We start from the raw sequence: 15,335 nt of genomic DNA on the forward strand, positions 1-15,335 counted from the left end.
TAAATTCCTCCCAAATGTTTTATAATCTTCTACAAATAGTGAACTATGTTCCCAATAAGAAAACTTTATCTCATTTTTTACTATTACGTCAACAAAAAAATTATAAAATTTAGAAAGTTCGACAAATCATTCTTTCTGCTATACAAACAAAAATTAATTGAAACTAGGGTGATCATGATGACAACTGAAACGAAAACTGCGGGTGTTCAGTCATTACAAATGGGGTTAAACATTTTAGAAATTTTAGCAATGGAAAAAGAGCCTCTAAAGTTCACAGATATTCAAAACCGAGCTTCGATGACAAAAAGTAATTTATATAAATATTTGTCCACACTAAGTCAATTTGGGTTAATCAATCGAAATCCTCATACAAACATGTATACTCTTGGACATAAATTAGTTCAGCTAGGAAATGTTGCTCTAGGACAAACTTCTTTAATAGAAGTGGTTATTCCCTATTTTAAAAAGATCACAGAGTTCACAAACCTAACCGTACTACTTGCTGTCCCTACTTTAAAAGGACCGTTCATTTCATATATTTTAAGTGCCGATTATAGAATTAATATCGGTGCACAAATGGGGACACACTTGCCGCTCTCCTCCTCTACTGGCGTCGTTTTTTCTGCTTTTGAAAAAGATGTCCATCGGAAGGATTGGGAAGTTGAAGAATTATCGAAGTTCAATGAAAACGAATTACGGCATTTTCAAAATGAAAAAGTAAAAACAAGACAGCTGCATTTTGCATCAAAGACGGAGCCACTTATCATGCATGTCTCTTCTTTTAGTGTTCCTCTATTAAATTTCAACTATGAACTGCTCGGTGCTATTACCATTGTTGGTATTACCGAGACCGTACCAAATTCGGCCGACCATTCAATTGGACAATACGTTCTCAATGTCGCAAAGGAAATTTCAGAATATTACGGCTTTGTGAGATGAATTTTTTCTGAAAACAAATAATATTGACAATGTTTTCAAAATCTATTAAGATTTTTATAAATAGTGAACTAGTTTCATAATTAGTGAATTCAAGGAGGACAAAACATTGAAACTTATTAATTTTACAGTCGCTGGACATACACGTGCAGGGGCAATCGTTGATCACCAAGTAATTGACTTAAACTATGCCTGCCAAGCACAGCTAAAAGCAGAAGGAAAATACAGATACGAGGCCATCGCTAAAGCATATGTACCAGATAATACAGATGAGTTATACCAAGGTGGTAAAGAATCACTACAACTAGCGCAAAATGCAATCGATTTCATCTTAGCGAATCCTGAAAGCTTTGATAAAAAAGTGATTTACACTCTCGAGGAAGTCAAGGTAGAAGCACCTGTCGTGCGACCAGGCAAAATTATTTGTGTCGGTCACAACTACCGCGAACACATTTTAGAAATGGGTCGGGAACTCCCATCAAACCCAGTTATTTTCGCAAAATTTGCAAATACCATTTTAGGGCCAGAAGACGATATTCCACACTATCCAATTTCTGATCAACTTGACTATGAAGCAGAGTTTACTTTCGTTGTTGGCAAGCAAGCTCGCAATGTGACAGAAGAAGAGGCATTAGATTATGTAGCAGGCTATACCATTACAAATGACGTAACCTATCGTGATATTCAAAGACGCACCATTCAATGGTTACAAGGAAAAACAGTGGATGGAAGTGCACCAATGGGACCATACCTAGTTACTTCCGATGAATTACAAAATCCATCTGGATTAGATGTTGTTCTAAAAGTAAATGGAGAAGTACGTCAAAAAACGAATACTGCCAATCTAGTATTCTCCGTTCAAAAATTAGTATCATTCTTATCAAATTTAATGACGTTAGAGCCAGGAGATGTTGTCTTAACAGGAACTCCAGGGGGCGTAGGAGTTGCCATGAACCCTCAGCAATTCTTAAAAGATGGAGACGTCGTTCGTATTGAAATCGACCAGATTGGTGTCCTTGAAAATAAAGTAAAAACAACGGTGGTGCCAGCTACAGTTTAATGAGGAGATGCACGGGGTCGAGTAGCAAAAATGCTGCTCACCCTTTCTCTCTAAAATTTAATTAGTAAAGGGGAATGTGAAATGGCTGAAGTAAATCCAGAAGTTCAAGAGTTTATGAAAAGCTCGATTGTAACCGATTACACAAAAGATATTCAACAATACAACTTGGGACCTCTTTGGGAAGCAATTCCTGCAATTATGCACAAAACACCAACACCTCAAGCAGAAGCTTATCTCTGGAGCGATGAATTAATCAAAAAGAAAATGGCCGAAGCCGCTCAAATCTTCACACCAGAGCGTGGTGGTGAACGTCGTGCGATTTATTTCCAAAATCCTGGCTTAACTTATCGTAAACCTTGGGGCTGGGGATCTACTACGCAAACCATTTATGCTGCTGTTCAAATGTTATTGCCTGGTGAAAAAGCACCATCTCACCGCCACTCACAAAGTGCATTGCGCTTCATTTCTGAAGGTTCAGGTGCCTATACGATTGTACAGGGTGAGCGCATTTTTATGGAAGAAGGCGACTTTTTAATTACACCAAAGGGCTTATGGCATGGCCATGCACATTTAGGCACTGAGCCTATGTATTGGATGGATGCTTTAGATATTCCTACTCTTTACGCAATTGGCGGTACATTCTTTGAACCTTATGAGGATGGATTACAGCAGCCAGATATTCCGGATAACTTTACAGAAAGACGTTATCGCGGCGGTATGGTTCGTCCTGTCGGTGATGATAAATTCACAGTGGCTCCGCTTGCTAACTATAAATGGGATCGCACGGTAGAAGGAATTAAAGGATTGATGAAATTCGATCCAAATCCACAACATGGATATGCAGTCGAATACATTAATCCATCTACAGGTCAATCGGCGAACCCGACACTCGGCACAAGAATGCAGCATTTACCACACGGTTTCCAAACAAAGGCATTACGCCATACTCACTCTAAAGTTTACCAAGTACACCAAGGTTCCGGTCACACGGTCATTAATGGCATTCGATTCGATTGGAAAAAAGGCGATTATTTCGTTGTTCCAAACTGGGCTTGGTATGAACACTTTGCATCAGAAGACTCTTACCTCTTCTCCGTAAACGATTTACCAATTATGAACCGTTTCGACTTAGAACAAGAGCAATTCTTTGAAGAAAACAACGGCCACCAAAAAATTACTGGTGAATTTAAAGCAGACTTCCGTTAATCGATTAGAGAAACGCTTGGTCCATTCCAAGCGTTTTTTTGATGTCGTGGGGATAGTTGTAGTCAGAACTTACATCAAAAAAGCCATCAAATACTAGATGTATAATACTAGTACTTGATGGCTTGTATATTTTCCTACTCAATAGAAGCTAACGAATTGTTTAGAGCACTTTACTTAAGAACGCCTTGGTACGTTCATGTTGAGGATTACTGAATAACTCATTCGGTTCATTTTCTTCTACTATATAGCCGCCGTCCATGAATATAACTCGATCGCCCACTTCACGAGCAAAGCCCATTTCATGGGTAACAACTACCATTGTCATCCCTTCTTTAGCCAGCTGTTTCATTACTTCTAATACATCTCCGACCATTTCAGGGTCAAGTGCAGATGTCGGCTCATCAAAAAGCATGATTTTAGGATTCATTGCGAGTGCCCTTGCGATAGCAACACGTTGTTTTTGTCCACCGGAAAGTTCGCCAGGATAACTATTAGCCTTCTCTCTTAACCCTACTTTATCGAGTAGCTCAAGTGCTAATTTATCCGCCGCAGATTTTTCGGTAGCGCGAATTTTAATAGGACCCATCGTGATGTTTTCTAAGACGGTTTTATGAGGGAATAGATTGAATTGCTGGAAAACCATTCCCACTTCTTGTCTAACCTTGTTGATATTAATCTTGTTGTCTGTGATATCCTGTCCGTTAATGACTACTTCCCCACCTGAAATTTCCTCAAGGCGATTTAAGCAGCGAAGGAACGTACTCTTTCCTGAACCCGATGGGCCAATCACACAAACTACCTCTTTTTCTTGTACCTCTGCATTAATATCCTTTAAAACCTCTACCTTACCAAACGATTTTTGCAGATTTTTAACCTTAATTATACTCATCGAACCTGAATCCTCCTTTCGATGAAATTAGCTAAGATAGTTAATAAATATATAATGATAAAATAAATAACACCCACAGCCAGCCAAATCTTGAATGCTTCGAAGGTTGCCGAAGCTTGAATTTGCCCTTGCTGTGTTAAGTCGGCTATCCCAATAACCGATAAAAGTGAAGTATCTTTTAAACTAATAATAGACTGATTCGTAATAGTAGGAAGCATTCTTCTAAATGCTTGTGGGAGGACCACATACCGCATAGTTTGTGCACCCGTAAAACCAATCGATCTTGCTGCTTCTGTTTGTCCCTTATCAATCGATTGAATTCCCGCTCTGATAATCTCAGCAAAGTATGCCCCCGCATTAATAGCAACAGTGACGATCCCAGCGGTTGTGCTGTTTAAGGAGATCAATTGTAAAGAGTTCACGCCGAAATAGATGAAAAACAATTGTACAATAAATGGCGTACCTCGAATCGCATCCACATAAACTTTTGCAATCCAATTTAAGATCTTATTCGGTGCCAATCTCAATAAAGCGACCAGTAAACCAATTAAAAAACCTAGAATAATAGCTATCACAAATATATATAGGGTTACTTGAAGTCCTTTTAATAACATGGGTATAGCCGCAGAAATAATATCCATCCTGTTCATCCCCTTTTAACAAGAAGACGCGCATTAAGCGCGCCTTATCTTCACGTATTTATTTTTCACCTAGATACGTTTTAATAATTTTATCATAGGTTCCGTCTTTCTTTAACTCAGCAAGACCGTCGTTGATTTTTTTCAAAAGATCCGTGTTTTTTCCTTTTAGGACAGCAATTCCATATTGATCTCCGTTCAAACGATCACCCACGATTTTTAAGCCAAGATCTTTTTGGGCAATTGCATACGAGATTACAGGGTAATCTTCAATTAGTGCATCTGCATTTCCGTTCGATACTTCTTGGAACATAGCAGGACTATCATTAAATTGAACAACAGTAATGCCTAACTTTGCAGCATTATCTTGTGCATATTTTGCACCAGATGTACCTTTTTTAACTGCAACTTTTTTGCCTTTAAGGTCATTGATTGATTTAATAGTTGAATTATCATCTTTCACAATTAATGTTAACCCTGCATCAAAATATGGTGATGAGAAATCTACTATTTTTTTTCTTTCTTCTGTAATACTCATTCCTGCAATAGCGACATCTAGTTGATTAGCTTGCATGGCTGGGATGATTCCACCAAAATCCATTGGAGAAAGTTCAATTTTGAATCCTTGATTTTTTGCGATAGCATTGATTAATTCAATATCGATACCCTTATATTCGTTTCCTTCTTTAAATTCAAATGGAGGATACGTCGTATCTACACCAACTTTATACACCTTACCTGCTTCCTCTTTCCCGCTTTTTGTGTCACTACTTCCACAAGCAGCGATAAAGATGGTAAGGATTAAAAACAAACTAAATAAACCAAACTTTTTCATTTTAATCTCCCCTTTTTTGTCAGATTATTCTCATATGCAGAATTGATAGAATTCACCTAGTTAATATAACACATATGATAAACATAAAAAAGATAAAATTATTGGAATATAGATTATTTTTTTACAAAATTAATATAATAAGATAATTTCAACAGCGGACCATATTAATAGAAAAACAGGGACATGAGAACTTTTATTTCGATAACAATCAAACCAACTCATGTTAGGTTATGGCAACACTTGCATAAAAAATTTTATTAATACGGGCTCCAATTTCATCTCAATGTATATGATATAGGGTAATCGCCTAGTTACTGTCCTTACCATCGAAAGGAAGTGTTTAAGTGTATACTAACGCAATCCCAACAATAAGTGGATGCTCTAATGCTATTCCCCAGCCTCAGATGTCTTATGGATATGCGACTCCTGTTCAAGGTCATTGTGTTAATGTTCGTGGGTGTGAAAATTTTATCATAATAATAGTGTTGTTTGTTTTATTAATCATAATTGGTGCAATTGCTTTCTGCTTTTAAAAGGGAAGATCTAAAAAGCATAAGGATTCTAGCGAGTTAGATATAACAAAATCAGGGACATGGTACGAACCCATGTCTCTTAGCACTTCCACCAAAATCGACGAAGAATATAAGCGCATGTTTCCAACGATATCCCATAAAAAGATATACATAAAAAGATATACATAAAATGAATTTTAAATATAATTTGTCCACACCTTCCTTTTACTTCTTCATTTAATGTAGTAAGGGAGGTGAAATTATATGAGTATAGAAGACGTTATTTCAATTGGTGCAAATTGTATTGTACAAATCAGAAATCGCTTTTTTCTTTTAGTGGAAATTGAAGTGGAAGCAGGTAATGTTGCATTCGAGGAATTCGTGTTTATTCGTATATCACGACAAGAGGCTATGACATTGTTGAATGCAGGAGTCAAGCCTTGTGAAATTAAAACTCGCGTTCCAAGATCCAATGATGTAGAAGTAGAGTTTATTTGTATTTTGATTGTAGACGGAGAGGCATTTGCTGTGTTTGATGTAGAAAACGACACAGACGAAGCAGTTCTAGTCGAAATTCCATTAGCAGCTGCACGTAATTTAATCCGCAGAGGTGCAAGGGAATGTACTGTCATTGACAGATTGCGACATTAATTTTAAAAAATTTTATAGATTCCACAAGAGGGCTATTTAAATAAATGGTCCTTTTGTTTTTAAAACCCCTTTCAAATATTATTTTCATAGGAAAAAGGGGTCTGTCCCCAGGTGCGTTAAAGCTTTAGTTCACTTGGGAACTGCCCCCGACTGACTGAATGTTTGTTTTTTGTAATGGTCTGTCCCTCCTTTTGCATAGAGATATACAAAGGGGGGATTTTTATTTTAAATACTCATAAATTTATTAGAATTACAGTTGCCTATGTTTTTATTACCTCAGCACTTATGAAATTAATGGGTACCGAAGTAACGAATCATTTTCTTGAATTAGGACTGCCCTATCCCCACATGATGTTAAAGCTTGTTATTTTATTTGAAATGGTTTGCGGAATCCTATTATTGGTTAATAAAGCTGTTAAAAATGCAGTGGTACCTTTAATTGGTATTATGATCGCAGCCATTCTATTAACAAAGGTTCCCCTTCTGCACACTGGCCTGCTGCCATTCGCTTTTGGTGCTCGTTTAGACATAGTAATGTTGGTTTTGCTAGTTTATCTATACAAGCAATATCCCCGCTGATCATTTCATTATTAATTATGTGAATCTCCTTTTGCCACAGCTAATAAACTTAAAAATTCAAAGACTATGCTAGCTGCTGTTAATGCCGTAACTTCTGAAGGATCTAGAGCCGGAAGCACTTCTACCAGGTCAAAACCGATAAAGTTTAATCCGGTGAGTTGGCGAAGCATGTGCTGTGCTTCAGCACTCGTGAACCCTGCAATTTCTGGAGTGCCAGTTCCAGGTGCATATACTGGATCGAGAAAATCAATATCAAACGTGAGAAACACCTTATCGTTTCCAACTCTTTCACGAGCGCGGCGAATCGTTTCATTTAACCCAATAATCCGCATTTCGTCTGAGGTTATGACTTCAAAACCCAGTTCTCGTGCATCATTGATATCATTTGGATCATAGACAGTACCGCGCATCCCTAACTGAATCGAGCGGGAAGGATTTATGATACCTTCTTCCAAAGCACGGCGAAATGGGGTACCATGTGTATACTTTTCACCCCAATACTCATCCCATGTATCTCCATGAGCATCAAAATGGATAAGTGATAATGGGCCGTGTACACTGGCAAGGGCCCTTAATTCAGGCAATGAAATGGAGTGATCGCCTCCAAGTACAACGGGAACAGCCCCTTTTTTTGCCCATTCTTTCACATGTTCAGTAATGTATTGATGGCTTTGCAATGTGTTGCCGGGAATAACCATTACATCCCCACCGTCTACACCTTCCAAAAAATCAAAGGGACGAATTTTATGGTAAACATTAGCTGGCCTCAAGAGGACAGAACTACGGCGAATGGCCTCAGGGCCAAATCGCGCTCCAGAACGATAGCTCGCCGAAGTATCAAACGGGGCACCCAGAATGACAAAATCTTTTTGGTCTATTTCCTGCTGGTAAGGTAATCTCATAAAACTGCGGATTCCCGAAAATCTGGGCATCGAATTGGGGTTAGGAATTTCAAATTTTTTACTCATCGTAATTCCTCTTTTCTCATAAAAAATATTTTCCAATTAAGATTTCCCCTTTTCTTGGGGTGCAGATCCAAAGATTTAATTAAGGTAATTTCGGTAATTCTGAACTCTAGTGAAAAAGAGATAGGAAAGGACATGTAGTCCCCCTCCCTACCCCTTTAAAAAAAATCTATTTTCTACTTCCTTACTAAACTAATTTTACTCTCTTCATACGGGATTGGTACCTGGTCCGCATCCCGCAATTTTCTTTTCATCATTACATAATAGAGTACGGATGGAACCACCAATCCTAATATCCAGGCTATATCGGCGCCCTCCATTGCTTTCGCACCAGCTCCTACATAGAAAGAGGTGTTCATAAATGGCACCTCGGCGATAATAGAAACGAGAAACGATATTGCAGTGATTTTGTTTACTTTTCCGTACTTTCCATTTAAATCAAAAATATCTTTAATACTATACTCCCCGTGACGCAGGACGTAAAAATCAATGAGGTTAATGGCTGTCCATGGAATTAAAAAGTAACTAATAAATAAGATAAAGTTGACAAAATTGGACAAGAAATTTCCCTGACCCAAAATAGCCAGAAAAGTTCCAACTGTTCCAATTCCTAAGATAAAAGACATCCTTACTTTTGGGGTTACTTTTATTTTTGAAAAAGGCTCAACAGTAGATATGGTTGACATAAAGGCGCCATATAAATTAAAAACATTGATAGAGAACTGACCTAGGATGATAACAGCGATTAAAAGAAACGAAAAACTTCCAAACTGATTAGCGAGATTCGTGCCGGCATTACTTAGGAAATTCGGAATGGCAGTAGTCAATAAGACTCCTAAAACCATCATCCAAACCGTGCCTAAAACAGTCCCTGCATACGTATACCAATAGGTTTTTGAGTAATTGGTATCAATGGGCAAATACCTTGAATAGTCAGCGACATATGGTGCATATGAGATCTGCCAAGTTGCTACTACACTAACACTTAACATAAAGACTGGTAAATTGAACTCAGCTGGAGACCAGCTTCCTGGTGGAACGGGTAATTGGAAGACAATAAACGTAGCAGCTATGAAAACAAGAAAGAACACCCATGTCAAATACTTTTGCATTTTATGAATAAGATCATGGCCGATGATTGTCACGATAAAGGTGATGATATTAAGGACAATGATACTTAAAGTTAAATTAAGGTCTAAGGCACTGCTCAATACTTGTGCCCCTAACAAACCACTGCTTGCAAAAAAACCCAAGTACATGAAAATAACTAGAATTAAGGGAATCACGGCACCAATAACACCGAATTGTGCACGGCTTTGAATCATTTGGGGGATACCGAGTTTAGGTCCTTGAGCAGAATGTGAAGCCATAAAAATAGCTCCTATTAAATTACCAAGGATAATAGCTACAACACTCCAAAAAAGATTTAAGCCAAAAGTGACACATAGGGAACCTGTCACAAGTGTGGTAATATGCATATTTGCAGCAAACCAAACTGAAAACAATCCTCTTGGCTTTCCATGACGTTCATTGGCTGGAATGTACTCAATACTTCTCGTCTCAATTTTCATAGATCTGCCCCCTGAAATATATTATTTTGGTGACTTATCTTAGGAGTGAACTTCTTCCTTATTCAACTTGCGATCATCTATGTTCTCTTTTTCCTTTAAAACAAAGCTGAGTAAATCCAATGCAAGTCGTGCACCTACTTGACCGGTCATTCCAGCTGAATCATATGGCGGTGCTACTTCGACCAAATCAAAGCCAATCACTTTTCCTCTTTTAGCTATTCCTTCAAGTAATTCATTTACTTCATCGTAAATAAATCCTCCTGGTGAAGGGGTACCTGTTCCAGGTGCTACGGAAGGATCCAAACCATCAATATCTAGGGTAATATAGTATTTTTCTCCTTCCGGAAGTAGTTCTATCACACTTTCAATTCCCATTTTCCTAATTTGGCGTGGTGATAGGATAACGCTTCCATATTCTCGTGCTGCATCCACATCTTCCTTCAAACTGCTGGAAATTCCTCGAATTCCAAATTGGAAAATTTTCTGTACATGGTCCATTTCAGATAAACGACGGATACAGCTTCCATGCCCATACCTTTGCCCGGAACGATGATCCGCCCAATCCAAATGTGCATCGATTTGAATAACATGAAAAGGTCCTAACTCCTCTAAAGCTTTACCGACTGGAATGGTAATGGAGTGATCTCCGCCTAATACAACCGGCATTGCTCCTTTTGAAACAATCTTTCTAATGGCTTCTTCTGTGTTTTCATGACATTGCATCATATCTCCATGAACCATGTCTACATCGCCGCAATCGACTACTTTCCATCTTGGCCCCAAATACGTAATATCTTTTTCAATATCGTAAGCACCATTTAATCCAAAACTGTATAGTGTAGATCCTTCGCGGATCCCCCTTGGACCCATCCTTGCTCCAGATTTCCATTGAGTACCCATATCATTTGGAACTCCAATAACAGCTACATCCGCATCTAGTTGATTCATATCTGAACAAACCGGATATTTACCAAAAGTACAGATACCAGTAAAAGGTAAATTTAAAAATTGCTTTTCATCCTGATTTGACATAAAATTGCCTCCTTTAGTTTTCTATTATTAAAGATTGCAATTTTCATGCCAACTAATAAAGACAGCGTTTAAGAGAGCGTTATAGTCAAAAACGACTACCTTTGCTCCACATATTTTAGTATTTTCCGATTTGCAGTAGATTGGCTGATTCCCAATATTTCTGCAAGTTTAATGCTACTGGGATATTTCTGATACATTCGTACAATATACTCCTTTTCTAGTGTTTCTATATAATCGTTTAATGGAATTTCTTTTGTTGACTGGGTTAAGGAACCCCTTTTTGTTTCCTCTTCACGCCAATCAAGATCTATTTCGTTCCCACTAGATGTGATCATCTTCTTTTCAATATAGTTTCGTAATTCTCTGACATTTCCCGGCCAATTTTGCTGGCTAAGCCAAGCAGCCATTGTTGGGGTAAAATATGTATTCAATTGATATTTACGATTCAACTGTTCAGTAATCTCGTAAATTAGTGGAATGATTTCTTCCTTTCGTTCCCTTAGCGGTGGAATCTCTACTTTTACGACATTGATTCGATAATAAAGATCTTCTCTAAATTTCCTTTCTTTGATCATCTTTTCTAAGTTCTGATTGGTAGCACAAATAATTCTGCAATTCACTTCAATTTTTTTAGTTCCCCCAATTCTCATTAAGGTTTGATTTTGCAAAACCGATAATAGTTTTACTTGTAGATTCAAGGGCAGTTCACCAATTTCATCTAGAAAAAGAGTTCCCTTTCCTGCCACTTCAAAATACCCCTTCTTACCCCCTTTTTTGGACCCGGTAAATGCTCCATCCTCGTACCCGAAAAGCTCTGATTCAAATAAAGATTCAGGTATTGCACCACAATTTACTTCAATGAAGGGTTCAGCCTTCCTTGATGACAATTGATGAATTTTATATGCTATATGGTTTTTACCAACCCCCGATTCACCCTCGAGTAATACAGTAATGTTTATATCTGCTACCTTTGACACAACTTCAAAGACTTTTTCCATTTTTTCATTACCTATGAAGAATTGCTGAGTTGCCTGTTTTCGTAATTTTTCATTTTCTTCTTGAAATTTAAGTAATGCTCTTGCTACCTGCTCATTTTCTTTGCGTAAGGACTCAAATTCAGTAATATCCCTTGAAAAACTCGTAGCACCTATTATTATTCCCGATTGATCATAAATCGGATATCCGGAGATGATTAGTTTTCTATTATGATTTGTTTCTTGAATTAGCGTTACTTCCTTGTTAGTTCTTAGCACGCTTGCAATGACTGAAGGAGAAAAAAGTCCTTGCTGTTCAAGTTCGAAAATATTATGATTAACGATTTGCTCACACGGAATACCAAAGACTGTTTCAGTAGATTGACTTGCATATAAAACCATTCCCGTTGCATCCGCAATAAAGATTTCATCGAATGAATGTTCTAAAATATGGTTTAAAAGAATCGAATCATCCATGCTTTTATTCATTTTCATCACCTAGTCATTTTTGATTTAATCATAATCAAAAATGACTAACAATTCAAACTATTTTAAATATTATTCATCATTTAAGTGGATTTTAAAATGATTGAACATATGAAGTGCCTGACCCCGATTGGAGTAACGCTTTACTCTTCGGGGGCAGGCACATTCATTTAATGTCAAAGTTCTTTACAACTAAATCAGGCCACTATAATTATTTTGGTTGATAAAATGTAAAAAAGAACCAAAACAAACAGTCATCAAACTTGCGATGGCTGTTTGTTTTGCGATTGGTACACTATATTTTGTCGGGCTAATATCAGTCAATACTAAGATTAATTGATTAAATTTGCCGGAAGAGTGGTAAATATAAAACAAGAGAAATACAAACTGGTGAAGTTTTGCAAAGAAAGGATGATCGAAAATGATTATTATGGATAGAGAACAAAGCTATGTTATGGTAACTCAGAATGATCACGCCAAAATTGCAGGGGAAATCGCCCGAAACTGTAAAGATGATTATTATTTTGATCTTACACGAACCCAAGAAGTGCAACTGGCAATCCAAGAACATGACAGAGGCTGGATAGACCTGGACAAGTCTCCTGTATGGAATGATAAAACGGAAAAGCCGTACTCTTTTATCGACTACCCAATCATGCTTAAAATATCTTTTTATAAAAACGGGTTGAATGAAGTTGAAAAGATGAGCAAGTATGCTGGACTGTTATGCAGTTTACATTATTCATCATTCATTCAGGATGCAACAGAACCCACAGTCAGGGAATTTTGGAATGAAGAAAAGCAAAGACAGGAGCAACTATTAAAGGAATTGCAAATAGTGGGAGACGAGAAAAAGAATGAAACTTTAATGTACCATTTAGATCTATTAAAATTTTGCGATTATCTTTCCCTGTATATTTGTTTAAATGAACCTGGAAATAATAACAGGATACATCCCTTTTTCAGAAATGGATTTCCACAGTTATTTCCTTTTGTTACGGACAAACCCATTGTTGCTCATTGGAAAAACCAAGAAACGGTTTCGCTCTCCTTCTCCCCTCTAAAAAGTGAATTTGAAGTAAAACTGCCTTATCGGGCTGTAAAAAAAGACCAAATAGAGGAGCACGGCATCTTACAGGCTTACAAGGACACCCCTGTTACTATTAGGAGGATAGAGTTTAAATAGGAGAAAACTAAAAAGGAGAATCTATTTTCCTCCCCTATCAACACATCCTGCCTGTTCGGCCCCCCATTTTTGACCACTTCTATGTATTTTATATTACAAGACAATGTGAAAAGCCACTAAGATCAAGACCCCGTGGCTTCATATCGTTGTATTCATGGGATTCCTTTTTTAGTGAATTTTAATCAAAATAAGAAGGAAACCCCTTCTTTTAACTGAGGGAGTTTCCTTCTTGTTAAAGTATTTAACTAATCTATTCTACTCCCGGAAACCATCCTGGCGAATGAATAATTGCCTGCCACAGGGGATCTGGAACTTCCAGTTCGTGCTGATGATTCTTGTTTATTTTGGTGACAATTTCAGATTCTCTACCTTGTTCCACTTTTTGCACCCACTCAGGATCAATGATCAGTTCACGTCCCAATGCGATTAATGGGACTCCCGTTTCCAATGCGTTTAAGGCATCATCCGCTGTATATATCGAACCGACACCGATGACTGGAACTCGGTCACCTACACGTTCCTGAATGATTTCAATACGTGAACGTGTATCCTCCACTCCTCGTTTAGGGGTTGACCGGAAATCCAGCAATGAAACATGAAGATAATCTAGGTCTTTTTCTGCAAGTGAATCTATTAGTGCTAGTGTGTCAGCCATCGTGATTCCAGGTGTTTCAGGTTCCTCCGGGGAAAAACGATACCCAACCAAGAAAGGCTCCTTCGCATATTCAGCAACCACTCTCTTTACTTCATCCACAATCGCCAATGGAAAAGTTAACCGTTTTTCAAGCGTGCCGCCCCAACGGTCATCCCGACGGTTAGAATGAGGGGAAAAGAATTGCTGAATCAGGTATCCATTGGCACCATGTATTTCAACTCCATCATAACCTGCTTCAATGGCTCGTCGAGTGGTTTCTCCAAAATCGCGAATAATAGATTCGACCTCTGTTTCAGTTAATGCGCGGGGAACGGGTTTTCCTTCACCTTCTGAAGGAACTGCACTAGCACTTACCACGTCACCATTCACTAATTCAGGTGGAACCTGACGGCCGCCATGAAAAATTTGCAAAATTGCTTTCGCACCCTGCTCTTTAATAGCTGATGCTAGTCGACTCAAACTTGGGATCATTTCATCCCGGTCTCCACCAAATTCACCCTGAAATCCTTTACCATTCCTGGTCACATAGGTACATGCTGTAATGACCATTCCCACTCCTTTTGCACGTCGTTGATAATACTTGACTTCCGCATCTGAGACAGTGTCGTCAGGATTTGATGAGAAATTGGTCATCGGTGCCATGACAATTCGGTTTTTTAAGTGAATCCCCTTTCCTATCGTAAATGACTCAAATAATGGTGCATATTTTTCATTCTTCATGTCTTTACTCCTCCTGTGTGTTCATTTAAGTTATATAGGCAAAAAAGCTATATAAATTAAGAGTGTTTTAAAATTAATTCTGTTAAAGCTTCTTTTGGTTGGAAGCCGATAACCTTATCTACTTCAACACCGTCTTTGAAAAGAATCAACGTTGGAATGCTCATAACACCATATGATCTCGTTGTTTCTGGGTTCTCATCCACATTCAGTTTGAGAATCCCAACTTTATCACCAATTTCAAAATCGATTTCCTCCAACACAGGTGCAATCATTTTACAAGGCCCGCACCATGGAGCCCAAAAATCCACTAACACCAATCCCTCTTTCATTTCTGCAGCAAAAGTTTGATCTGTTACGTGTAAAATTGCCATTATTTTTTCCTCCATTTTAATTTTTTTATTTTAGGCTGTGTTAAACTTGTCTGTTGATTTCCGTTCCAG

At 38.0% G+C, this 15,335-nt stretch carries 15 protein-coding genes; 6 read left to right on the forward strand and 9 right to left on the reverse strand.

The features are described 5' to 3' along the window. Nucleotides 1-177: 177 nt before the first annotated feature. The 3 genes from QNH17_RS17860 (at nt 178) to QNH17_RS17870 (ending at nt 3,202) form a co-directional block, all read left to right on the forward strand. On the forward strand, nt 178-939 hold the full coding sequence (locus tag QNH17_RS17860; protein ID WP_283873988.1) for an IclR family transcriptional regulator: 762 nt from the start codon (nt 178-180) through the stop codon (nt 937-939). Between the two features lie 106 nt (nt 940-1,045). Continuing rightward, a complete protein-coding gene (locus QNH17_RS17865) occupies nt 1,046-1,996 on the forward strand; it encodes a fumarylacetoacetate hydrolase family protein (protein ID WP_283873991.1) in 951 nt (316 codons plus the stop codon). A gap of 81 nt (nt 1,997-2,077) precedes the next feature. Next, complete coding sequence (locus QNH17_RS17870) at nt 2,078-3,202, forward strand: cupin domain-containing protein (protein ID WP_283873993.1); 1,125 nt, start codon at nt 2,078-2,080, stop codon at nt 3,200-3,202. Between the two features lie 160 nt (nt 3,203-3,362). Here QNH17_RS17870 and QNH17_RS17875 read toward each other — a convergent pair whose 3' ends face one another. Genes QNH17_RS17875 through QNH17_RS17885 form a run of 3 tightly spaced genes read right to left on the reverse strand, consistent with a single transcriptional unit; the run spans nt 3,363 to nt 5,564 of the window. Next, on the reverse strand, nt 3,363-4,091 hold the full coding sequence (locus QNH17_RS17875) for an amino acid ABC transporter ATP-binding protein (protein ID WP_283873994.1): 729 nt from the start codon (nt 4,089-4,091) through the stop codon (nt 3,363-3,365). Then, nucleotides 4,088-4,732, reverse strand: a complete 645-nt coding sequence (locus QNH17_RS17880; RefSeq protein ID WP_144548320.1) for an amino acid ABC transporter permease — start codon at nt 4,730-4,732, stop codon at nt 4,088-4,090. Before QNH17_RS17880 ends, QNH17_RS17875 begins: the two co-directional genes overlap by 4 nt. A 58-nt stretch (nt 4,733-4,790) precedes the next feature. After that, entirely contained in the window at nt 4,791-5,564 is a 774-nt protein-coding gene (locus QNH17_RS17885; RefSeq protein ID WP_283874001.1) for a transporter substrate-binding domain-containing protein, read from the reverse strand. A 776-nt stretch (nt 5,565-6,340) separates the two neighbouring features. Here QNH17_RS17885 and QNH17_RS17890 point away from each other — a divergent pair. Beyond that, on the forward strand, nt 6,341-6,727 hold the full coding sequence (locus QNH17_RS17890) for a hypothetical protein (RefSeq protein ID WP_283874003.1): 387 nt from the start codon (nt 6,341-6,343) through the stop codon (nt 6,725-6,727). Nucleotides 6,728-6,976: 249 nt separating this feature from the next. Further along, a complete protein-coding gene (locus QNH17_RS17895; RefSeq protein WP_283879534.1) occupies nt 6,977-7,306 on the forward strand; it encodes a DoxX family protein in 330 nt (109 codons plus the stop codon). Nucleotides 7,307-7,317: 11 nt separating this feature from the next. On the opposite strand, the gene speB (QNH17_RS17900) is transcribed toward QNH17_RS17895, so the two are convergent. From speB (QNH17_RS17900) to QNH17_RS17915, 4 genes are all read right to left on the reverse strand, one after another. Further along, complete coding sequence (gene speB, locus QNH17_RS17900) at nt 7,318-8,274, reverse strand: agmatinase (RefSeq protein ID WP_283874005.1); 957 nt, start codon at nt 8,272-8,274, stop codon at nt 7,318-7,320. A gap of 173 nt (nt 8,275-8,447) precedes the next feature. Continuing rightward, nucleotides 8,448-9,842 (reverse strand): purine-cytosine permease family protein, encoded by a 1,395-nt coding sequence (locus QNH17_RS17905; RefSeq protein WP_283874006.1) that lies wholly within the window; start codon nt 9,840-9,842, stop codon nt 8,448-8,450. Nucleotides 9,843-9,881: 39 nt separating this feature from the next. Continuing rightward, nucleotides 9,882-10,874: an agmatinase gene (gene speB, locus QNH17_RS17910; RefSeq protein ID WP_283874007.1), complete on the reverse strand. Its 993-nt coding sequence runs from the start codon at nt 10,872-10,874 to the stop codon at nt 9,882-9,884. Nucleotides 10,875-10,969: 95 nt separating this feature from the next. Next, nucleotides 10,970-12,337: a sigma-54 interaction domain-containing protein gene (locus QNH17_RS17915; RefSeq protein ID WP_283874008.1), complete on the reverse strand. Its 1,368-nt coding sequence runs from the start codon at nt 12,335-12,337 to the stop codon at nt 10,970-10,972. Nucleotides 12,338-12,755: 418 nt separating this feature from the next. Here QNH17_RS17915 and QNH17_RS17920 point away from each other — a divergent pair, with 418 nt between their 5' ends. After that, nucleotides 12,756-13,520 carry a DUF3891 family protein gene (locus QNH17_RS17920; protein ID WP_283874010.1) on the forward strand — a complete coding sequence of 255 codons (765 nt, stop codon included), beginning with the start codon at nt 12,756-12,758 and terminating at the stop codon, nt 13,518-13,520. A 250-nt stretch (nt 13,521-13,770) separates the two neighbouring features. Here QNH17_RS17920 and QNH17_RS17925 read toward each other — a convergent pair whose 3' ends face one another. Both QNH17_RS17925 and trxA read right to left on the reverse strand, forming a co-directional pair. Further along, nucleotides 13,771-14,895: an NADH-dependent flavin oxidoreductase gene (locus tag QNH17_RS17925; RefSeq protein ID WP_283874011.1), complete on the reverse strand. Its 1,125-nt coding sequence runs from the start codon at nt 14,893-14,895 to the stop codon at nt 13,771-13,773. A gap of 56 nt (nt 14,896-14,951) precedes the next feature. Further along, a complete protein-coding gene (trxA, locus tag QNH17_RS17930; protein WP_283874013.1) occupies nt 14,952-15,266 on the reverse strand; it encodes a thioredoxin in 315 nt (104 codons plus the stop codon). Nucleotides 15,267-15,335 lie beyond the last annotated feature (69 nt).

Source organism: Neobacillus sp. SuZ13 (genome assembly GCF_030123365.1).
Lineage (GTDB): Bacteria > Bacillota > Bacilli > Bacillales > Cytobacillaceae > Neobacillus.